Source organism: Marinovum algicola (assembly GCF_900109145.1).
GTDB classification, from domain to species: domain Bacteria; phylum Pseudomonadota; class Alphaproteobacteria; order Rhodobacterales; family Rhodobacteraceae; genus Marinovum; species Marinovum algicola.
Genome location: NZ_FNYY01000001.1, coordinates 484,769 through 505,421, shown reverse-complemented (window position 1 = coordinate 505,421; position 20,653 = coordinate 484,769). Strand labels below are relative to the sequence as shown.

At 65.5% G+C, this 20,653-nt stretch carries 18 protein-coding genes; 14 read left to right on the top strand and 4 right to left on the bottom strand.

Annotated elements, in window-relative coordinates; genetic code table 11:
- Positions 1-14 precede the first annotated feature (14 nt).
- The 3 genes from BMW90_RS02490 to BMW90_RS02480 are packed head-to-tail and all read right to left on the bottom strand — an operon-like array spanning position 15 to position 3,723.
- Positions 15-1,064 (bottom strand): ABC transporter ATP-binding protein, encoded by a 1,050-nt coding sequence (locus BMW90_RS02490; protein WP_074834689.1) that lies wholly within the window; start codon positions 1,062-1,064, stop codon positions 15-17.
- Positions 1,052-2,755, bottom strand: a complete 1,704-nt coding sequence (locus tag BMW90_RS02485; protein WP_074834687.1) for an ABC transporter permease — start codon at positions 2,753-2,755, stop codon at positions 1,052-1,054. Before BMW90_RS02485 ends, BMW90_RS02490 begins: the two co-directional genes overlap by 13 nt.
- Positions 2,755-3,723, bottom strand: coding sequence for an ABC transporter substrate-binding protein (locus BMW90_RS02480; protein ID WP_074834685.1), 969 nt, complete (start codon positions 3,721-3,723; stop codon positions 2,755-2,757). The genes BMW90_RS02485 and BMW90_RS02480 overlap by 1 nt, the downstream gene beginning before the upstream one ends.
- 168 nt (positions 3,724-3,891) lie before the next feature.
- Between BMW90_RS02480 and BMW90_RS02475 the strand changes: the two genes are divergently transcribed.
- The 5 genes from BMW90_RS02475 (at position 3,892) to BMW90_RS02455 (ending at position 9,895) form a co-directional block, all read left to right on the top strand.
- Complete coding sequence (locus BMW90_RS02475; protein ID WP_074834683.1) at positions 3,892-4,659, top strand: DeoR/GlpR family DNA-binding transcription regulator; 768 nt, start codon at positions 3,892-3,894, stop codon at positions 4,657-4,659.
- A 120-nt stretch (positions 4,660-4,779) separates the two neighbouring features.
- Complete coding sequence (locus BMW90_RS02470; protein ID WP_074834868.1) at positions 4,780-6,030, top strand: sarcosine oxidase subunit beta family protein; 1,251 nt, start codon at positions 4,780-4,782, stop codon at positions 6,028-6,030.
- A 67-nt stretch (positions 6,031-6,097) separates the two neighbouring features.
- Positions 6,098-6,385, top strand: a complete 288-nt coding sequence (locus BMW90_RS02465; protein WP_074834682.1) for a sarcosine oxidase subunit delta — start codon at positions 6,098-6,100, stop codon at positions 6,383-6,385.
- A complete protein-coding gene (locus BMW90_RS02460; protein ID WP_074834681.1) occupies positions 6,382-9,339 on the top strand; it encodes a sarcosine oxidase subunit alpha family protein in 2,958 nt (985 codons plus the stop codon). Before BMW90_RS02465 ends, BMW90_RS02460 begins: the two co-directional genes overlap by 4 nt.
- Positions 9,332-9,895, top strand: a complete 564-nt coding sequence (locus tag BMW90_RS02455) for a sarcosine oxidase subunit gamma (RefSeq protein WP_074834679.1) — start codon at positions 9,332-9,334, stop codon at positions 9,893-9,895. Before BMW90_RS02460 ends, BMW90_RS02455 begins: the two co-directional genes overlap by 8 nt.
- A gap of 84 nt (positions 9,896-9,979) precedes the next feature.
- Here BMW90_RS02455 and BMW90_RS02450 read toward each other — a convergent pair whose 3' ends face one another.
- On the bottom strand, positions 9,980-10,984 hold the full coding sequence (locus BMW90_RS02450; RefSeq protein ID WP_074834677.1) for a GlxA family transcriptional regulator: 1,005 nt from the start codon (positions 10,982-10,984) through the stop codon (positions 9,980-9,982).
- An 86-nt stretch (positions 10,985-11,070) separates the two neighbouring features.
- On the opposite strand from BMW90_RS02450, the gene BMW90_RS02445 reads away from it, so the two are divergent.
- The 9 genes from BMW90_RS02445 (at position 11,071) to BMW90_RS02405 (ending at position 20,613) form a co-directional block, all read left to right on the top strand.
- Entirely contained in the window at positions 11,071-11,727 is a 657-nt protein-coding gene (locus tag BMW90_RS02445; protein WP_244526414.1) for a helix-turn-helix domain-containing protein, read from the top strand.
- A 195-nt stretch (positions 11,728-11,922) separates the two neighbouring features.
- Positions 11,923-12,819 carry a class II glutamine amidotransferase gene (locus BMW90_RS02440; protein ID WP_074834673.1) on the top strand — a complete coding sequence of 299 codons (897 nt, stop codon included), beginning with the start codon at positions 11,923-11,925 and terminating at the stop codon, positions 12,817-12,819.
- Between the two features lies 1 nt (position 12,820).
- Positions 12,821-13,504 carry a GltB/FmdC/FwdC-like GXGXG domain-containing protein gene (locus BMW90_RS02435; protein ID WP_074834671.1) on the top strand — a complete coding sequence of 228 codons (684 nt, stop codon included), beginning with the start codon at positions 12,821-12,823 and terminating at the stop codon, positions 13,502-13,504.
- A 10-nt stretch (positions 13,505-13,514) separates the two neighbouring features.
- The gene (locus BMW90_RS02430; protein ID WP_074834670.1) at positions 13,515-14,855 is read left to right on the top strand and encodes an FMN-binding glutamate synthase family protein; all 1,341 of its coding nucleotides are present in this window, start codon (positions 13,515-13,517) and stop codon (positions 14,853-14,855) included.
- A 98-nt stretch (positions 14,856-14,953) separates the two neighbouring features.
- On the top strand, positions 14,954-16,312 hold the full coding sequence (gene glnT, locus BMW90_RS02425; protein WP_074834668.1) for a type III glutamate--ammonia ligase: 1,359 nt from the start codon (positions 14,954-14,956) through the stop codon (positions 16,310-16,312).
- A 420-nt stretch (positions 16,313-16,732) separates the two neighbouring features.
- A complete protein-coding gene (locus BMW90_RS02420) occupies positions 16,733-17,713 on the top strand; it encodes a TRAP transporter substrate-binding protein (protein WP_048530375.1) in 981 nt (326 codons plus the stop codon).
- 68 nt (positions 17,714-17,781) lie between these two features.
- Positions 17,782-18,309 carry a TRAP transporter small permease gene (locus tag BMW90_RS02415; RefSeq protein ID WP_048530374.1) on the top strand — a complete coding sequence of 176 codons (528 nt, stop codon included), beginning with the start codon at positions 17,782-17,784 and terminating at the stop codon, positions 18,307-18,309.
- 11 nt (positions 18,310-18,320) lie between these two features.
- Positions 18,321-19,604, top strand: coding sequence for a TRAP transporter large permease (locus tag BMW90_RS02410; RefSeq protein ID WP_048530372.1), 1,284 nt, complete (start codon positions 18,321-18,323; stop codon positions 19,602-19,604).
- A 28-nt stretch (positions 19,605-19,632) separates the two neighbouring features.
- A complete protein-coding gene (locus BMW90_RS02405) occupies positions 19,633-20,613 on the top strand; it encodes an aldo/keto reductase (protein ID WP_074834667.1) in 981 nt (326 codons plus the stop codon).
- Positions 20,614-20,653: the final 40 nt, after the last annotated feature.

The following is a 20,653-nucleotide window of genomic DNA, read 5'->3' as shown; positions in this document are numbered from 1 at the left end:
CTTACGCTTTGCATTCAGTCCTCGGAAAACGCCCATGGGGTGGTGATGGTCAGGCCGAGTTGGGCGCCGACATCGAATTTTGCCCGCGTCTCGGCGAGCAGCCGGGTGCCGCAGTCGGCCACGGTTTCCAGCAGGTATTTCCCGCCCAGATAGGTGACCCGCGCGACCCTGGCCCTGAGATCGCCGGTCTCGGTGATGGTCAGGTTCTCCGGGCGCAGGCAGACGTGGTCGATGCCGCCGCCGTTCCGGCCGCTCTGCACGGCGATCCGCGCGCCCAGCACCTGAGCATGGACCGCGCTATCGGTCGCTTCGACCGCCTGCACCGGAACCACCGTGCCACGGCCGACGAACTCGGCCACAAACCGGTTGCGCGGGCGCTCATAAAGCGTCTGGGGCGTGTCGAATTGCTGGATCGTGCCGCGATCCAGCACCGCGATCCGGTCGGCCATGGCCATGGCTTCGGCCTGGTCGTGGGTGACATAGACCATGGTCGCGCCGGTGCGCCGGTGGAAATCGGTGAACACCCCCTGCATCGAGGCCCGAAGCGCCACATCCAGATTGGCCAGCGGCTCATCCAGCAGCACGGCGTCGGGATCGGACACCAGACAGCGCGCCAGCGCGACCCGCTGCCGCTGCCCGCCGGAGAGTTCCGACGGCATGCGGCCGGCGTAGGCGCCAAGCCCGGTGGCGGCCAGCGCCGCCTCGGTCTGCTCGGCAATCTGCGCCCGGGCCAGCCGGCGAATTTCCAGCGGATACGCGATGTTGCGGCGCACGGACATATGCGGCCAGAGCGCATAGGATTGGAACACGAAGCCGATGTTGCGACGCTCTGGCGGCACCATCGCGCCGCTGCCGGCATCGGCCATGGTGCGCCGGCCAATGCCGATCTGCCCGGCGCTCGGCATCTCGAAGCCGGCCAGAAGCCGCAGAAGCGTGGTCTTGCCGCAGCCCGACGGCCCCAGCAGCGCAATGAATTCCCCGTCTTCGAAGCGGGTGGTGATGTCGGACAAGGCGGGGGCGCCCGCAAATGTCTTGCCGACCGACGACAGGCTTATGTCTGCCATGGAACAACTCCTTTCGGAAAACGGCGCGAGAACAGCTCGATCAGGGCCATCAGCGCCATGACCACAAACACGATGGTCATCGCCAGGGCACTGGCCATCGCGGTTTCGCCGCTGTCATCGAGATTGAAGATCACCACGCCCAGGGTCTCGGTGCCCGACGACCACAACAACGCCGAGACGGTCAGCTCATTGAACGCGGTGAGGAACACCAGGATCGCGCCGGCGGCGGCGGCGGGAGCGGAAAGCGGCAGGATCACGTCGCGCAACCGCTGGAACAGCGAGGCGCCGACCGATTGCGCCGCTTCGCCCATCGCCGGGTCGAGCTGTTTGAGGCTGGCCTGCACCGGGCGGAACATGACGGCGAAGAACCGCGCCAGATAGGCCAGGAAAATGATCCAGATCGTGCCGTAGAGCGTGGCCTCGGTAAATGGCAGCTTGATCAACAGCAGGATCATCGCGATCGACAGCACCACGCCGGGCAGCGCATAAGGCAGGTCGAGCAGGCTGTCGAAGAGCCGCGACAACCGGGTCGGATTGCGCTCCATCAGCCAGGCCAGCGGCAGGCAGAGCGCCATCAGCACCAGGGCCGCCCCGAGGGCGAGGCCAAAGGAATTCGCAAAGGCCCGGGCCGTCACCGGCTGACGCAACAGCACCTCGGACCACGACGCCAGGGTCACCGTATCGAGGCGCAACGGCACGCCGTAGGCCGGCACCAGCGAGGTCGCCAGCAGGCCGAACATCGGCAGCACCAGGATCGCGCAGACCACCGCCCAGAGCAGGATCTCAACCGGCAGCCGCGCCGCGCCCAGCGGAATGGCGAGCGGCCGCGAGGTCGCGCCGACCAGATGGACCTTTTGCCGCGACTGGAAAAACCGCTGTACCAGAATGCCTGCCACCGCCACCGTCCCGATCAGCATGGCCAGCACCGAAACCTCGGCCAGCACGCTCGTGCCCATGCCGGCGAGCTTCTGATAGACCAGCGTCGGCAGCGTCGCATAGCCCGCCGGAATGCCCAGCATGGCCGGAATGCCGAAATTGCCCAGCGCGGTGACAAAGGTGATCGCGGTGCCGGCGGCCAGGCTCGGCAGGGTCAGCGGCATCACCACCTGCCACCAGGTGCGCAACCCCCGCGCGCCGCTGATCCGCGCCGCTTCGACCACCTCCTGCGGGATCGCCCGCAGCCCGGCACGCAGAGTCAGGAAGATGATCGACATGTGCTGAATGCCCAGCAGCAGGATGATGCCCTCGGCGGAATACAGCGGCTGCGGCGCGCCCAGCGGCGGCGCCAGGCCCAGCGTCTTGAGCAGCACCGACGACGGCCCCATGATCTGGGTCCAGGACAGCGCGGTGATCTGCGGCGGGATCATCATCGGGATCATCAGGCAGAAGACCAGCGCCGCCTTGGCCCGCAGATCGGTCAGCGCCACCAGAAAGGCAAATCCCGCGCCCAGCACCAGCGACACCAGGGTGCCAAAGCCCGCGGTGATCAGCGAATGTTTCAGCGCGCTGAGCGTCGCGGGCTGCGACAGGACCCCGCCCATCAGCGCCAGACCGGGTGTCCCCTGATCGGTCACCCCTTCGACAAACAGCCGCAGGACCGGCGCCAGCGTAAGGCAGATCGCCACCACCAGAATGGCAGAGAGCAGCCGGCCTTCCGACCGGCTGCCTCCCGATTTCGTCGCCAGACCCATTATTCGGCGCCGAACAGCTCTGCGAATTTCGCCTTGTTGGCTTCGGCGTTCTCCAGCGCGACCGCCGGGTCGAAGGCCATCAGCGCGATGTCTTCCCGCGCCGGAAAGCCCGCGGGCACGCCCATGCCGTCGCGGGCCGGGATATAGCCCATGTCGAGCACCAGCTCCTGGCCGTCTTCACCGAGCAGGAAATCGACGAATTTTTGGGCGCCTTCGACGTTCTTGGCCGAGGACATGATTGCCACCGGTTCTGTCACGTAAGACACGCCCTCTTCGGGAAAGACGAACTCGACCGGCGAGCCATCGGCCTTGTTGCGGATGGCGAGGAAGTCGACGACCATGCCATAGGGCTTTTCGCCTGCGGCCACCGCCTTGAAGGTGCCGCCGTTGCCGCCCTGGGCGCGGGCATCGTTGGCGGCCAGCGCACCGTAGTAATCCCAGCCGAGGCTTTCGTCGCCGGTCAGGGTGGCAAGATGGATCAGCGCCGCACCGGAATAGAGCGGCGACGGCATCGCGATCTGGCCCTTGAGCGCGGCATCGGACAGGTCGGCCCAGGAGGCTGGCGCCGTCTCGACGCCGGTGTTGTAGACGATGCCGGTGGTGATCAGCTTGGTCGAGTGATAGTATCCCTCGGCCGAATAGAGCGCGGCGTCGTAATTGGCGGCCTCGGGCGATTGATAGGCAGTCAGCAGCCCCTCTTGCGCCATGCCTTCCAGCGTCACGGTATCGGCGATCAGCAGAACGTCGGGCTGCGGGTTGCCGGCTTCGATCTCGGCGCGCAGACGGGCCATCAACTTGGTCGTGCCGTCACGGACCCATTCCACTTCGGTGCCCGGATTGGCCGCCTCGAAAGCATCGACGGTCTGTTGCGCATCGGCGTTCGGCTGGGAGGTATAAAGCGTGATCGTGTCTGCCATGGCGGTGCTGGCCATGAGGGCAAAGGCGGTCGTGGTGAGGAAGATCTTCATGGGGCTCTCCTGGAGATGCAGCTTTCGTTCGAAAGTGGTTCACGAGGGCCTTATTCCCGCCGGAGGCAACGATTTTGTGACAGAAACGTAAACTTTTTAATGATATTGCGCAGAATTTCGTTCCCGCCTAACCTTGCCGTAACCTGCGGTTGTTTTCGAAGGAAAGTCATGAAGCGATTGGACCTGGCAGCGCGCCGTGACCGCATTATCGCGCTCCTGTCGGAGGAAGGCGAGCTGTCGGCGGCCGAGTTGTCCGGCCGTCTTGCGGTGTCGGTTCAGACCATCCGGGCGGATTTGCGTGATCTCGATGACGCCGCCCTGGTGCAGCGCCGCAATGGCGCGGCGCGCCTGCGCCAGCAAAGCGAGAACATCGGCTATCTCCCGCGCGAGAGCGTCGCGCGCCAGGAAAAGCGGCGCATCGCCCTGGCGGTGAAGAACCTGATCCCCGACGGCGCGCGCGTCGCGCTTGGCACCGGCACCACGGTCGAGCAATGCGCGCGTCTGCTGGCCGCGCGCGAGAACCTGTTTGTCGCAACCAACAGCATTCATGCGGTCTGCGCCTTGCAAAACGCCCCGGGCGCCGTGGTCGAACTGGCGGGCGGGTCGGTGCGGATGCGCGATCTCGACATGATCGGCATTGCCGCGCATGCGTTCTTTGCCAATTTCCGGGTGGATTACGCGGTGTTCAGCTGCGGCGGCCTGTCGCCCTACGGCGCGGTGATGGATTACAATTCCGACGAGATCTCGGCCCGCAAGGCGATTGCCGGCTGTGCCAACACCACGATTCTGGTCGCCGACACCGAAAAGGCCGGGCTGGACCTGGCCTGCCGGCACGCGCATCTGTGGGATTACGACGTGATCGTCACCGGCGCGCAATTGCCTGCCGATGTGCGGCGCGCCTGCGCGCAGCGGTCTTGCCGCCTGCTTCGGGTCTGAGCCGTATCCCCGCGCGGCGACTGTCGCCGATGTCGGGTTTGAACAGCGACCCGTCCGATCCCGACCTCGCAAACACAGGCGGATGCAGGCATCTTGGTGTCGCAAATGAGCGAGGTCGCGATGAAGTACTCTGGTCTGCGTGTCATCAAGGAAGCCCTGACCGGCCACAGGGGCTGGGGCCCGGCGTGGCGCGATCCCGAGCCGCAGAAAAGCTATGACTACGTGATCATCGGCGGCGGCGGACACGGGCTGGCAACCGCCTATTACCTGGCCAAACATTTCGGCAAGAAACGCATTGCGGTGCTGGAGAAAGGCTGGATCGGCGGCGGCAACGTCGGGCGGAACACCACGATCATCCGGTCGAACTACCTTCTGGATGGCAATGAGCCGTTTTACGAATATTCGCTCAAGCTCTGGGAGGGGCTGGAGCAGGAGCTGAACTACAACGCGATGGTCAGCCAGCGCGGCATTCTCAATCTCTATCACAGCGACGGCCAGCGCGACGCCTTTGTCCGCCGGGGCAACGCCATGATCCTGAACGGCGCCGATGCCGAGCTTCTGGACGTCGATCAGATCCGCGCGCGCTATCCGTTTCTCGATTTCGAGAATGCGCGTTTCCCGATCAAGGGCGGGCTGGCCCAGCATCGTGGCGGCACCGTGCGCCACGACGCGGTTGCCTGGGGCTACGCGCGCGGCGCCGACAGCCATGGCGTCGACATCCTCCAGAACTGCGAGGTCACCGGCTTGCGCATCGAGGCCGGCGCCATCAGGGGCGTCGAGACTTCGCGCGGCTATATCGGCGCCGGGAAAGTGGCCTCCTGCGTTGCCGGATCGTCGAGCCGTGTCATGGCACTGGCCGACATACGCCTGCCGATCGAGAGCCACGTCTTGCAGGCCTTTGTCTCCGAGGGGCTGAAACCGGTGCTGCCGGGGGTGATCACTTTTGGCGCGGGGCATTTCTATTGCAGCCAGTCCGACAAGGGCGGGCTGGTCTTTGGCGGCGATATCGACGGCTACAATTCCTATGCCCAGCGCGGCAATCTGCCCACGGTCGAGGACGTCTGTGAAAGCGGCATGGCGCTGATCCCGGCGCTGGGCCGGGCGCGGCTCCTGCGGATGTGGGGCGGCGTCATGGACATGTCGATGGACGGCTCGCCGATCATCGACCGCACCCATATCGACGGGCTCTATTTCAATGGCGGCTGGTGTTACGGCGGCTTCAAGGCGACGCCGGCCTCGGGCATGTGCTATGCGCATCTGCTGGCCACCGACACCCCGCATGAAACCGCCACCGCCTATCGCCTCGACCGGTTCCGCCGCGGGCGGATGATCGACGAAAAGGGCGTGGGCGCGCAACCCAACCTGCATTGACCATGCGTTTCCCGGAAAACGTGAGAACCGGCTTTGCGGTTCGAGATGCGCACAAAGGATCTGACAGATGATGATCGACCATCCCCTCCTCGGCCCGCGTGACGCGCAGGAGTTCACCTATCTCGGCGATGCGTCGCTAATCGACCGCCCCGACTGGCAGGCCGAGGATGCCGTGGATCAATTCCACGACTACCTCTACCTGCGCGACAACCCGGCGGGCGAACATCGCGAGCTGTGGTTCCACGAGGTGGGCGACCGCAGCTGGCTGGTGGTGACGCGCAATACGCTGACCCATCAGATCACATCGGTCGAACTGGCCCGCGACGTGGCCCGCAGCCGGGGGCGCAGCAAATGAGCCAGAAAAACCGACTTCCGGGCGGCCAGATCGACCGCAGCCAGAACCTCGACTTCACGTTCGACGGCAAGCGTTTCACGGGCCACCCCGGCGACACGCTGGCCTCGGCGCTGATGGCCAACGGCGTGCGGCTGATGGGCCGGTCGTTCAAGTATCACCGCCCGCGCGGGGTGCTGACCTCGGGCAGCGAAGAGCCCAATGCGCTGGTCGAACTGCGCTCCGGCGCGCGGCAGGAGCCCAACACCCGCGCCACCACCGCCGAACTCTTCGACGGGCTCGAGGCCAGAAGCCAGAACCGCTGGCCCTCGCTCACCTTTGACGCCATGGCAGTCAACGACCGGTTCTCGAACTTCCTGACCGCCGGGTTCTACTACAAGACCTTCATGTGGCCCGCCGCCTTCTGGGAAAAGCTTTACGAGCCGATCATCCGCAAGGCCGCCGGGCTGGGCTCCCTGTCGCTGGAGGAAGACCCGGATTCCTACGACAAAGGCTACCTGCATTGCGATCTTCTGATCGTGGGCGCGGGCCCGGCGGGGTTGTCGGCGGCCCTGACGGCAGGCCGCTCCGGTGCGCGGGTGATCCTGGCCGACGAAGATTTTGCCATGGGCGGGCGGCTCAATGCCGAGACCTTTGCCATCGATGACACCGCCGGGGCCGAATGGGCCGCCGCCGCCGTGGCCGAGCTGCACGGCATGAACAACGTCCGGCTCATGCCGCGCACCACGGTGATCGGCGGTTTCGATCATGGCATCTACGGCGCGGTCGAGCGGGTCTCGGACCATCTGCCGACGCCTGCGCCCGGCAAGTCGCGCCAGATCCTCTGGCGCGTCTACACCAGGCGCGCCCTGCTCTGCGCCGGGGCCATCGAGCGGCCGATCGCCTTTGCCAACAACGACCGCCCCGGCATCCTGTTGGCCGGGGCCATGCGCGCCTATGCCAATCGCTGGGCGGCGACGCCGGCGCAAAAGGTCGCGGTCTTCACCAACAACGACGACGGCCACCGCACCGCCCGCGATCTGATGGCCAAGGGCGTGAGGGTCGCCGCCGTGATCGACGTTCGCCCCGACGCCCCGCGTATCGCCGATTGCGAGCTGCTGGCCGGCGCGCAGGTGATCGACACCTCCGGCCGGCTCGGCCTCAGCTTTGTCAAGCTGCGTCAGGCCGACGGCTCCGAACGCATCATCGAATGCGGCGCGCTCGGTGTCTCGGGCGGCTGGAACCCCAACGTGCATCTGACCTGCCATCAGCGCGGCCGCCCGGCCTGGAACCCCGCCATCTCTGCCTTCGTTCCCGGCACGGATCTGCCGCAGGGCCAAAGCGTGGCCGGGGCGGCGGCTGGGGCCTTTTCCACCCATGCCGCGCTCCGCTCGGGGGCCGAACAGGCCGCCGCAATTCTCGGCGATCTCGGGATCAAACCCGACAAGGCCCGCCTGCCCCGCGCCGAAGATGCGCCGGTCAACATCCAGCCCTTCTGGCATGTCACCGAAGGCCGCGGCCGCGCCTGGCTGGATCAGCAGAACGACGTCACCGTCAAGGACGTGAAACTGGCGCATCAGGAGAACTTCCGTTCGGTCGAGCACCTCAAGCGCTACACCACGCTAGGCATGGCCACCGATCAGGGCAAGACCTCGAACATGGGCGGGCTGGCGATCATGGCCGAGCTGGCCGGCAAATCGATCCCCGGCGTCGGCACCACCATCTTTCGCCCGCCCTACACACCCGTCGCCATGGGCACGCTGGGCGGCCGGGCGCGCGGGGCGCATTTCCACCCGGTGCGTGAGACGCCCAGCCACATCTGGGCCCGCGAACAGGGCGCCGTTTTCGTCGAAGCCGGCAACTGGCTGCGCGCACAGTGGTTTCCGCGTCCCGGCGAGACCCACTGGCGCCAGAGCGTCGACCGCGAGGTGCGGGCGGTGCGCGGCTCGGTCGGGGTCTGTGATGTGACCACGCTGGGCAAGATCGACGTGCAGGGCACCGACGCGGCGGCCTTCCTCAACAAGGTCTATGCCAATGGCTTTGCCAAGCTGGCGGTCGGCAAGACCCGCTATGGGCTGATGCTGCGCGAGGATGGCATCGTCATGGACGACGGCACCACTGCGCGGCTGGCCGAGGATCACTTCGTGATGACCACCACGACGGCCAATGCCGTGCCGGTCTATCGCCACTTGGAATTCGTCCGCCAGTGCCTGTTCCCGGACATGGACGTGCAACTGATCTCGACCACCGAGGCCTGGGCGCAATATGCCGTGGCCGGGCCCAACGCCCGAAAACTGCTGCAAAAGATCGTCGACCCCGGGTTCGATATCTCGAACGAGGCTTTTCCCTTCATGGCCTGCGGGGCGGTCACGATCTGCGGCGGGCTGCGGGCGCGGCTGTTTCGCATCTCCTTCTCCGGCGAACTGGCCTATGAGATCGCGGTGCCGACGCGTTATGGCGACGCGCTGATCCGCAGGCTGATGGCGGCAGGCGAGGAATTCGACGTGACCCCTTACGGCACGGAAGCCTTGGGCGTCATGCGGATCGAAAAGGGCCATGCGGCGGGCAATGAGTTGAACGGCACCACCACCGCGCTCAACCTCCGCATGGGGCGGATGGTGTCGAAGAAGAAGGACGCCATTGGTTCGACCCTGTCGGAACGCGCGGGGCTGAACACGCCGGATGCGCTGGCGCTGGTGGGCTTTCTGCCGAAGCTGCCCGAGGAGAAGGTCACCGCCGGCGGGCACCTGATGAACCGCGAGGGCCCCCTCGATGCAAAGCATGACCAGGGCTATGTCACATCGGCCTGCTATTCGCCGATCCTGAACAGCCATATCGGCATCGGCTATCTGAAATCCGGGTCAGAACGCATGGGCGAGCGCCTGCGTCTGGTCAGCCCGTTGACTGGGCAGAACATCGAGGTCGAGGTGGTCTCGGCCCATTTCGTCGATCCAGAGGGAGACCGTCTCCGTGCATGACTTGACCGCAACGACCGCGCTTGGCGGCACCACCGCCGAGGTCCGCGATTTCGAGGGCTTGCGCATTTCGGAATGCCCGGACTGGGCGCTGGCCTCGCTGGCGTCAAGACTGGGCCGCGAGGACGAGGTCGCCGCAGCGGCGCAGGCCCTTCTGGGCGCGGCCCTGCCGGGGGTCGGAGCCTGTGCCGGGGACGGGCCGGTCACGGCCTTCTGGATCGGCCCGGAACAATGGATGCTCGAGGCGCCGCACGGCAGCCACGAAGACCTTGCCGCGCGGATCAAGGCGGCCATGGGGGACGCCGGTTCGGTCACCGAACAGACCGATGGCTGGGTGCGCTTCGACCTGGAGGGCGCTGGCTGTCACCAGGTGCTGGAGCTCATGTGCAACGCCGACACGCGGCGGATGGACAGCCCGGCCGCAACCCGCACCGCAATCGCGCACCAAAGCTGTTTCCTGATCCGCCGGGCCGACGGGCATTTCAGCGTGATCGGGCCACGCTCGTCGGCCCAGAGCCTGCATCACGGGCTGATCGAGGCTGCGTACAGCGCGCTCTGACATCGCCGCCCCGCGCCCCGGCCCTGCGCCGGGGCCTCACGGCCAGTGGGGGAGACGAGGCCCCGACGCGAGGACCGGACGGGTTCAGGACGGGATCGGCCGGTTCCGTTCCACCCGGAACAGGTTGATCTTCTGCCGGTCCTGCTGCGGCGTCGCGCCAAAGGCCCGGCGGTACTGCCGCACCAGCGGCGCGGTGGCGCCATAGCCCACCGCCGCGGCAATGCGCGCCATGCTGTCGTTGGAATACAGCACCAGCTGGCGCGCGGCGTTCATTCGCAGGTTGCGGTAATAGCGCGACGGGCTCTGGCCGGTGGCGGTCTTGAAGTTGCGTTCCAGCTGGCGCGGCGACAGCCCCACCAGCTGCGCCACGTCGTCCACGTTCACCGGATCCTCGATGTGATCGCCAAAGATGCGGATCGCCTCGGCGACCGAGGGCGGCAACATGTCCGAAGTGCTTTCGCGGCGCAGGGTCGGCACCTTCTGCCGCACCCCCTGCCCGCGCATCAGCGGATGCTGGAACCAGCAGGCCACTTCGGTGGTCACCTCCTCGCCCAGCCTGGCATCGATCAGGCCCAGCATCAGGTCAAAGACGGCGGCCGCCCCGGACACCGTCAGCCGGTCGCGGTCGATGATGATGACGTCGTCCTCGACCGGGTGATCGGGAAATTCGGCCGCGAAGGCCGCGGCATAACACCAGTGCACGCTGCATCGGTGCCCCGCCAGAAGCCCGGAGCGCGCCAGCGGAAAGACCCCGCCGCTGACCCCGCCGACACGAACGCCGTGACGGCTCAGGCTGCGCAGCCGGCCGTTTGACGGCCGCGGCGTCTCGAACCGGGCCAAAGGGCCGGAGAGCAGAAAGAGATAGTCGAGCTCCAGGTCGTCGGTCAGCGCCCGATCCGGATCGAACCAGATATGCGCGCTGGATTCCACCCGCGCGCCGGTTTCGCCGATCAGCTTCCAGTCAAAGGCCGCCTGCCCCGAGATCTCGTTGGCCGCGCGCAGGGGCTCTATCGCCGAGGTCAGGCAGGACATTGGAAACCCGGGGAAGATCAGAAACCCCAAAGTGGTTGTACTTTCACCTCTGGTCATTGCAATATTCCTGATAGGAAACTTGTCGCGGGTCAAGTGGCTTTCCGGCGCTGGAATTTTCCGGTGGTGAAAATTAGGAAGGTGCGATGATACAGCAAAAACCGGACGCCGCAATGAACGCCAAGGCCCTGTCACAGGATCCGCATCGGGTCGGCGAAGACCGCGAAAAGGTTCTCGAGGTCGCCATCGGCCGCGAGGTCCGCGCCTTCCGCAAACAGCAGAACATGACGGTGGCCGATCTGGCCAAGGCCTCCGGCCTGTCGATCGGCATGTTGTCCAAGATCGAGAACGGCAACACCTCTCCCTCGCTCAACACCTTGCAAACGCTGTCGCATGTGCTGAGCGTGCCGCTGACCGCCTTCCTGCGCCGGTTCGAAGAAAAGCGCTCGGCGGTGCACACCAAGGCCGGGCACGGTGTCGAGATGGAGCGCGACGGCACCCGGGCCGGCCATCAGTACAACCTGCTCGGTCACATCGGTTCGAATTCCAGCGGCGTGATGGTCGAACCCTATCTGATCACCCTGTCCGAAACCTCTGACGTCTTCCCCACCTTCCAGCACGAGGGGATCGAGACGATCTACATGCTCGAAGGCGCGGTCGATTATCGCCACGGCACCGAGGTCTTCCGGCTGGAACCGGGCGATACGCTGTTCTTTGACGCAGATGCGCCGCATGGGCCGGAGGTGCTGGTGCGCCTGCCGATCCGCTACCTGTCGATCATTTCGTATCCACAGGCCAACTAGCCGCGGCCGCCCGCCCGGCACCACAGTTCCTGATCCCGGATTGCCCGCAAAGCAGGCAGACCGCCGAATTCGGCGGCATCTGGCTCGGTGTGTGCATGGCCCGATATTCTTTACAGGAAAAATTGTTTCTTGAAAGTTGATGCGCCCGGCTCTACCCGATAGGCTTCGAGTCAACCACAGGAGAGGGTCTGCGCCATGTGCGGAATCGTTGGATTATTTCTCAAGGACAGGTCGCTCGAGCCTCGGCTCGGCGCGCTTCTGACCGACATGCTTGTCACCATGACCGATCGGGGCCCGGACAGTGCCGGCATCGCGATCTATGGCGGCGAGGCGGCCGGCAGCGCCAAGCTGACGGTGCAATCCGACGACCCGCAGACGGATTTCGCAACCCTGGCCGAGGAACTGGGCAGCGTCATCGACGCCGCGGTGAGCGGCGCGGTCAAAGACAGCCATATCGTGCTGACCCTGCCGGCCGACAAGGTGGCCGCGGCGCGCCAGGCGCTGCCGGAGCTGCGGCAGGGCGTGCGGGTCATGAGCACCGGCGCGGCGATGGAGATCTACAAGGAAGTCGGCCTGCCCCGCGACGTGGCTGCCCGGTTTGCCGTCTCGCAGATGAGCGGCAGCCATGGCATCGGCCACACCCGCATGGCCACCGAATCCGCCGTCACCACGCTCGGCGCGCATCCGTTCTCCACCGGCCTCGACCAATGCCTGGTTCACAATGGCTCGTTGTCGAATCACAACGCCCTGCGCCGCAAGCTGCGCCGCGAAGGCATCCATATCGAGACCGAGAATGACACCGAAGTGGGCGCCGCCTACCTGACCTGGAAGATGCAAACCGGATCGAGCCTGGGCGAGGCGCTGAAAAGCAGCCTGGAGGCTCTCGACGGCTTCTTCACCTTTGTCGTCGGCACCAAGGACGGCTTTGGCGTGGTGCGCGACCCGATCGCCTGCAAACCCGCCGTGATGGCCGAGACCGATCAATATGTCGCCTTCGGCAGCGAATACCGCGCGCTGGTCAACCTGCCGGGGATCGAGACCGCCCGCGTCTGGGAGCCTGAACCCGCAACCGTTTATTTCTGGAACCACTGAGATGCAGACATTCGATTTGGAAGCGCAAGACCTCCGCGCCCTGAACACGGCGCTGCACGCGCAGGCCGAGACCCTCAGCCAGGCCAACTGGGAAGTCGTGAACGCCAAGGGCAGCCACGCCATTGCCGTCGGCCTTGACGCGCCCATCGAGGTGACCGTGAAGGGCTCCACCGGCTATTACTGCGCCGGGATGAACAGCCAGGCCAAGGTGCACGTCCACGGCTCGGCCGGGCCGGGCGTGGCCGAGAACATGATGTCGGGCACGGTCATCGTCGAGGGCGACGCCAGCCAGTACGCCGGGGCCACCGGCCACGGCGGGCTTTTGGTGATCAAGGGCAATGCAAGCTCGCGCTGCGGTATCTCGATGAAAGGGATCGACATCGTGGTGCATGGCAACATCGGCCACATGTCGGCCTTCATGGCGCAATCCGGCAATCTCGTGGTGCTGGGGGATGCCGGTGACGCGCTGGGGGATTCACTCTATGAGGCGCGGCTCTTCGTGCGCGGCAGCGTCAAGAGCCTCGGCGCCGATTGCATCGAGAAGGAGATGCGCCCCGAGCATCTCGAAATCCTGGCCGACCTGCTGGAACGCGCCGGAGCCGACGCCAAACCGGAAGAGTTCAAACGCTATGGCTCGGCCCGCAAGCTCTACAATTTCGACGTCGACAACGCGTCCGCGTATTGAGGAGATGGACATGAAAGATCAGACAATCGACACCCTCCCGCGGACCGAGCCGATCCAGTCGGCGACCTTCTCGAATTCGGTCAACGCCGAGATCCGCCGCGCCGCGCATACCGGCATCTACGACATCCGCGGCGGCGGCGCGAAGCGGCGGGTGCCGCATTTCGACGACCTGCTGTTCCTCGGAGCCTCGATCTCGCGCTACCCGCTCGAAGGCTACCGCGAGACCTGCGAAACCAGGGTGACGCTGGGCACCCGCTATGCCAAGACCCCCATTGAGCTGGACATTCCGGTGACCATCGCCGGCATGAGTTTCGGCGCGCTCTCCGGCCCCGCCAAGGAAGCGCTGGGCCGTGGCGCCAGCGCCGCCGGCACCTCGACCACCACCGGCGACGGCGGCATGACCGAGGAAGAGCGCGGCCATTCCAGCAAGCTTGTCTATCAGTACCTGCCTTCGCGCTACGGCATGAACCCGCGCGACCTGCGCCGGGCCGACGCCATCGAGATCGTCGTGGGTCAGGGCGCCAAGCCCGGTGGCGGCGGCATGCTGCTCGGTCAGAAGATCTCCGACCGCGTGGCCGGCATGCGCAACCTGCCCACGGGCATCGACCAGCGTTCGGCCTGCCGACACCCGGATTGGACCGGGCCGGATGACCTGGAGATCAAGATCCTCGAGATCCGCGAGATTACCGGCTGGAAGGTGCCGATCTACGTCAAGATCGGCGGCACGCGGCCCTATTATGACACCACCCTGGCGATCAAGGCAGGTGCCGATGTGGTCGTGCTCGACGGCATGCAGGGCGGCACTGCCGCGACCCAGGACGTGTTTATCGAACATGTCGGCCTGCCGACGCTGGCCTGCATCCGCCCGGCCGTTCAGGCGCTTCAGGATCAGGGGCTGCACCGCGAGGTGCAGCTGGTGGTTTCGGGCGGCATCCGCACCGGCGCCGATGTGGCCAAGGCCATTGCGCTGGGGGCCGATGCGGTGGCCATCGGCACCGCCGCGCTGGTGGCTCTTGGCGACAACGACCCGAAATGGGAGGCCGAATACCAGAAGATGGGCACCACCACCGGCGCCTATGACGACTGGCACGAAGGCCGCGACCCGGCCGGCATCACCACCCAGGACCCCGAGCTGATGGCGCGGTTTGATCCGATCGAGGGCGGCCGGCGGCTGAAGAACTATCTCAAGGTACTGACCCTGGAGGCCCAGACCATCGCCCGGGCCTGCGGCCACAACCACCTGCACAACCTGGAACCGGAAGACCTCTGCGCGCTGACCATGGAGGCGGCGGCCATGGCCAGGGTGCCACTGGCCGGCACCGATTGGTGGCCCGGCAAGGCGGGGTTCTGACATACGACGGCGCGGCTCCCGACAGGGCCGCGCCGTTGCGCAAGAGGATGCAGGGGGAGCCCCCCGCGCCACATACCGACAGAGAGGAACACGACCACATGCCCAGAGATCAAGTGGCGCCCGACGCCCGGACCGACCTTGCCGCCTTTGCAGCCGCACGCGACATCAAGTATTTCATGATTTCCTTCACCGATCTGTTCGGCGGCCAGCGGGCAAAGCTGGTGCCCGCCGCGGCGATTGCCGATATGCAGCAGGATGGCGCAGGCTTCGCCGGCTTTGCCACCCATCTCGACATGACGCCGGCCCACCCCGACATGCTGGCGGTGCCGGACCCCGCATCGGTGATCCAGCTTCCGTGGAAACCCGAGGTCGCCTGGGTCGCTGCCAACTGCGTGATGGAAGGCCAGGACGTGGCCCAGGCGCCGCGCAACGTGCTGCGCCGGCTGATTGCCGAGGCCGCCGACGCGGGCCTGCACGTCAAGACCGGCATCGAGGCCGAGTTCTTCCTGCTGACCCCGGACGGCGCCCAGATCAGCGACGAATACGACACCGCCGACAAGCCCTGTTATGACCAGCAGGCGGTGATGCGGCGCTATGACGTGGTGCGCGAAATCTGCGATTACATGCTGGAAATGGGCTGGGGCCCCTACCAGAACGACCACGAGGACGCCAACGGCCAGTTCGAGATGAACTGGGAGTTCGATGACGTCCTGAAGACCGCCGACAAGCATTCCTTCTTCAAGTTCATGACCAAGTCGGTGGCCGAGAAACACGGCTTCCGCGCCACTTTCATGCCCAAGCCCGTCGAGGGGCTGACCGGCAACGGCTGTCACGCGCATATTTCGGTCTGGGACGCGCCGGGCGAGCACTCCAGGACCAATGTCTTTGCCGGCGAGAAAGGCGACAGCCCGACCGCCGAGCTGGGCCTGTCGGAACAGGGCAAGCACTTCCTCGGCGGCATCATGAAACACGCCAGCGCCCTGGCCGCGATCACCAATCCGACGGTCAACAGCTACAAGCGCATCAACGCGCCGCGCACCATGTCGGGCGCGACCTGGGCGCCCAACACGGTGACCTGGACCGGCAACAACCGCACCCATATGGTGCGCGTCCCCGGGCCCGGCCGCTTCGAGCTGCGGCTGCCTGACGGGGCTGCGAATCCCTATCTGTTGCAGGCGGTGATCATTGCCGCCGGCCTCAGCGGCCTGCGGACTCAGGCCGATCCCGGCAAGCGGTACGACATTGACATGTATGCCGAGGGCCACAAGGTTCGCGGCGCGCCGAAACTGCCGCTCAACATGCTCGATGCCCTGCGCGGCTATGACAAGGACAAGGACCTGAAGTCGATGATGGGGGAGGAATTCTCGGCCGCCTTTCTCAAGCTGAAGCGCGAGGAGTGGAATTCCTTCGTGTCGCATTTCTCGCAGTGGGAAAAAACCCATACGCTGGACATCTGAAGCCCGACGCGGGGCCGTTGGTCGGCAGCCTCGACATTGCCCGCCCCGGATCGGGGTCCGGGGCGGGCAATGTCCGGTGCCGCCGGGCCGCGCCTCAGGCTCGTTCCGACGCATGAAAACTTTTCTCTTGACTTAACTGGGATACTAGTACTCTTTAGGAGCCAGAAGAACACGCCGGCCGCGCGCCCCGGGAGAGAACGGGCGCCGGCTCGGCGGAAACCAACGGATGTGACAAAGGGAGGACCGCGGCCCGCGAGACCGGAGCGACCCGGCAAACCGATCACCGGTTTCCAGCAGGGTCCGCCGCCTGCGCGCCGCAGCAGATCGCAGGTCTGATCCCGGCCCCGGGCGATGCCTGTTGCCGGACATGCGTCACAGGCCAATCCATTCAACTGGTTACGACATCCAAGGGAGGACACCATGTACCAGAAATTCACCACCACGCTCATCGGTGCGGCTGCGGCCGTCGCCCTGCTCGGCACCGCTGCCACGGCCGAAACCTGGCGCGCCTGGAACATCCACAGCGAAGGCCACCCCAACACCGCCGCGATGGACCGTTTTGCCGAGTTGGTGGAAGAGAAGACCGACGGCGAAGTCACCATCGAGGTGTTCCACGGCGGCGTTCTGGGCAGCCAGCCCGACGCGCTCGAGCAGGTGCGCCTTGGCGCCATCGAAGTGGGCAATTTCAACCTCGGCCCGATCGGCCCGATGGTGAAAGAGGCCAACCTCGTCTCGCTGCCCTTCATCTTCAAGAGCGTGCCGCACATGTTCCGCGTGCTCGAAGGCGAGGCCGGCGACATGGTCTCGGATGCCATGGGCCAGGCCGGCCTGCTGCCGCTGGCCTGGGTCGATGCCGGCGCGCGGTCGTTCTACACCCAGAAACCGATCAACACACCCGACGATGTCGCCGGTCTGAAGATCCGGGTGATGAACAACGATCTTTACACCGCGATGATCTCGGCCATGGGCGGCAACCCCTCGCCGATGGCCTTTGGCGAGGTCTATCAATCGCTGAAAACCGGCGTTGTCGACGGTGCGGAAAACAACTTCCCTTCGTTCAAGAACGTGGCGCATTACGAGGTGACGACCAATTACTCGCTTTCCGAGCACCTGATCATCCCGGAATGCATCTGCGTCAACACCTCGAAGTTCGAGGCGCTCTCGCCCGAGCTTCAGGATGCGGTGCGGGCCGCGGCGGAAGAGGCCGGCCTCTATCAGCGTGAGCTCTGGGCGGTGCAATCGGAACAGGCGCGCAAGGATGTTGAGGCCGCCGGCGTCATGGTCAACGAGATCGCCGACAAGACCCCGTTCCAGGACGCGATGGTTGCGGTCTATGACGATTACCTGGCCGCCAACCCCGACATGCGCAAGCTCGTCGAGATTGCCCAGTCGACCGAATAACGCCTGACCGACACCCATTCGGAAGCGCCCGGTCCCCTGCGGTCCCGGGCGCTTTTCGGGAGAATACAATGAACGATACCCCCGAACTGCCCCAGGGCCTGCGCGCGCTTGAACGTGTCTTCGACGCGATCGTCTGGATCTGCCGCGTCATCGCCGGCGTGGCGCTGGTTGTCATGACCGTCATCTTCGGCTGGCTGGTCTTTGGCCGCTACGTGCTCAACGACACCCCAACCTGGGTCGAGCAATATGCGCTTTTGCTGGTGATGCTGATCGCCTTTCTCGGTGCCGCCGTCGGCGTGCGCGAGAACACCCATCTTTCGGTCGTGGCCTTCCGCACCCTGGTGCCGGCGCGCGTCCGCACCCTCTTCGTGATCTTCTCGGATCTTTTCATGGCGGTCTTCGGAGCGCTGATGCTCTGGTACGGGGCGCTGCTCACCCAGTTCAAATGGAATTCGCTGATCCCGCTGATCCAGATCAGCGAAGGCTATCGCTCGCTGCCGCTGACCGTCGCCGGCGGATTGATCCTCGTTTTCTCTCTCGGCCATCTGACGCGTGTCTTCCTGGGCCGCGACACACGCATCGACCACATCGAATAAGGGCAAACCCAATGGGACTCATGCTGCTTCTCGGGCTGTTTGCCTTCTGCGTCGTCATCGGCACTCCGGTGGCCTTCGCGCTCGGCATCTCGGCCATCGCCGCCTTCTGGTACGAAGGCCTGCCGCTGATGGTGGGCTTTCAGCGGATCATTTCCGGCATCAACGTCTTTTCGCTGATGGCCATCCCGTTCTTCATCTTTGCCGGCGAGCTGATGTTTCACGGCGGCATCGCCATGCGGCTGGTCCGCTTCGCCTCGGCCGCCGTTGGCGCGGTGCGCGGCGGGCTCGGCATCGTCAATGTCTTTTCCTCGATGCTCTTCGGCGGCATCTCGGGCTCGGCCATCGCCGATATCTCGGCGCTGGGCTCGATCCTGGTGCCGGTGATGAAGGACAAGGGCTATGACGCCGATTACGCCGTCAATGTCACCGTGACCTCCTCGATCGCCGGGATCATCATCCCGCCGTCGCACAACATGATCATCTTTGCCATCGCCGCGGGCGGCGGCATCTCGATCTCCAAGCTCTTTCTCGCCGGCGTCGTGCCCGGGGTGCTGATGTGCCTCTGCCTCGCCGCCGCGGCCTATGTCGTCGCGGTCAAGCGCGGCTACCGGGCCGAGCGCTTTCCGGGCTGGCAGGCGCTGGCCTTCACCTTCTTCAGCGCCATCCCCGGACTGCTGACGGCGGTGATCATTGTCGGCGGCGTGCTTTCGGGCGTCTTCACCGTCACCGAAAGCGGGGCCTTCGGCGCGATCTATGCCTTCCTGGTGACGCTGCTGGTCTATCGCAACATCACCTGGGCGAACTTCAAGATCGCGGTGTCCTCGTCGGTCAAGACCACCTCGATGGTGATGATCCTGATCGCCTGTGCCGCGGCCTTTGCCTATATGCTCACCTTCTACCGGGTGCCGAGCCTGACCATCGAGCTTCTGACCGGGCTGACCGACAACCCGATCCTGATCCTGCTGATGATCAACGCGGTGCTGCTGATGCTCGGCATGATCATGGACATGGCGGCGCTGATCCTGATCTGCACGCCGATCTTTCTGCCGGTGGCCAACAGCTTGGGCGTCGACCCCTACCAGTTCGGCATGATCCTGCTCGTCAACCTCGGCCTCGGGCTCTGCACCCCGCCGGTGGGCTCCTGCCTGTTCGTCGGCTGTGCCGTCGGCGGGCTGCCGATGGAAAAGGCGGTGCGCACGATCTGGCCGTTCTACATCGCGATCTTCGTGGCGCTGATGCTGATCACCTTCGTGCCGGCGATATCCCTCACCCTGCCGAGCCTGATCGGCGTGTAACCCAAAACTTCAACCTGAGGTATCTACTGTGAACCAGACTTTCGGAAACACCGGCCTGAAAACCAGCCCCATCGTTTATGGCTGCATGGGCGGCGCCGGCGCATTCGGCGCGCAGGAGGAGACCGACTCGATCGAGGCGCTGCGCGCCGCCTTCGATGTCGGCATCAACTTCTTCGACACCGCCGAGGCCTATGGCGCCGGCTATTCCGAGCAGCTCCTGAACCGCGCGCTTGGCGCGCAGCGCTCGGAAATCGTGATCTCCTCCAAGGTCGCGGAACAGAACGCCGCGCCCGACGACGTGATCACCGCCTGCGAGCGCAGCCTCAAGAACCTGGGCACCGATCACATCGACATCTACATGTTGCACTGGCCCAACCGCGACGTGCCCCTGGCCGAGACCCTCGGCGCGCTCAAATCGCTGAAGGACGCGGGCAAGATCGGCCATTACGGCGTGTCGAACTTCGGCAGCGCCGATCTCGACGAGGCGCTGGCGCTGGGGGAGATCTCGGTCAACCAGTTGCCCTATCACCTGTTCTACCGCGCCATCGAATTCGAGGTGCAGCCCAAATGCGAAACGGCCGGCGTGCCGATCATGTGTTATTCCTCGCTGATGCAGGGGCTGCTGGCGGGCAAGTACCGCTCGTTGCAGGACTTCCCGGTCAACCGCGCCCGCACCCGGATGTTCGATCATCGCAAATGGGCCGAGGTGGTGCACAAGGAAGAGGGCGCCGAAGCGGCCGGCCAGGAGCTGCTCGATGCGCTCTGGACGCTGACGGAAGAGACCGGGCTGAGCATGGAAGAACTGGCCATCGGCTGGCTGAAATCGCGCCCTGCCGTGGGCGGCGTGATCGTCGGCACGCGCAACGGCGAACAGAGCCGCGGGCTCAAGAAGCTTCTGGATGTGGAGCTGGAGGCTTCGGTGTTGCAAGCGCTCGACGGTGCCTCGGAGCCGCTCAAACAGGCGCTTGGCGCCGATATCGACATGTGGGGCAAGGGCCGCACCCGCTAACTCCCCTGCCCCGCACTGTCGCCCTCTCTGCCCCGATCGG

Coding starts and splice junctions, on each gene's coding strand:
- BMW90_RS02490 (WP_074834689.1), bottom strand. CDS start 1,064: ATGGCAGACATAAGCCTGTCGTCGGTCGGCAAGACATTTGCGGGCGCC.
- BMW90_RS02485 (WP_074834687.1), bottom strand. CDS start 2,755: ATGGGTCTGGCGACGAAATCGGGAGGCAGCCGGTCGGAAGGCCGGCTG.
- BMW90_RS02480 (WP_074834685.1), bottom strand. CDS start 3,723: ATGAAGATCTTCCTCACCACGACCGCCTTTGCCCTCATGGCCAGCACC.
- BMW90_RS02475 (WP_074834683.1), top strand. CDS start 3,892: ATGAAGCGATTGGACCTGGCAGCGCGCCGTGACCGCATTATCGCGCTC.
- BMW90_RS02470 (WP_074834868.1), top strand. CDS start 4,780: ATGAAGTACTCTGGTCTGCGTGTCATCAAGGAAGCCCTGACCGGCCAC.
- BMW90_RS02465 (WP_074834682.1), top strand. CDS start 6,098: ATGATGATCGACCATCCCCTCCTCGGCCCGCGTGACGCGCAGGAGTTC.
- BMW90_RS02460 (WP_074834681.1), top strand. CDS start 6,382: ATGAGCCAGAAAAACCGACTTCCGGGCGGCCAGATCGACCGCAGCCAG.
- BMW90_RS02450 (WP_074834677.1), bottom strand. CDS start 10,984: ATGACCAGAGGTGAAAGTACAACCACTTTGGGGTTTCTGATCTTCCCC.
- BMW90_RS02445 (WP_244526414.1), top strand. CDS start 11,071: ATGATACAGCAAAAACCGGACGCCGCAATGAACGCCAAGGCCCTGTCA.
- BMW90_RS02440 (WP_074834673.1), top strand. CDS start 11,923: ATGTGCGGAATCGTTGGATTATTTCTCAAGGACAGGTCGCTCGAGCCT.
- BMW90_RS02435 (WP_074834671.1), top strand. CDS start 12,821: ATGCAGACATTCGATTTGGAAGCGCAAGACCTCCGCGCCCTGAACACG.
- BMW90_RS02430 (WP_074834670.1), top strand. CDS start 13,515: ATGAAAGATCAGACAATCGACACCCTCCCGCGGACCGAGCCGATCCAG.
- glnT (WP_074834668.1), top strand. CDS start 14,954: ATGCCCAGAGATCAAGTGGCGCCCGACGCCCGGACCGACCTTGCCGCC.
- BMW90_RS02420 (WP_048530375.1), top strand. CDS start 16,733: ATGTACCAGAAATTCACCACCACGCTCATCGGTGCGGCTGCGGCCGTC.
- BMW90_RS02415 (WP_048530374.1), top strand. CDS start 17,782: ATGAACGATACCCCCGAACTGCCCCAGGGCCTGCGCGCGCTTGAACGT.
- BMW90_RS02410 (WP_048530372.1), top strand. CDS start 18,321: ATGGGACTCATGCTGCTTCTCGGGCTGTTTGCCTTCTGCGTCGTCATC.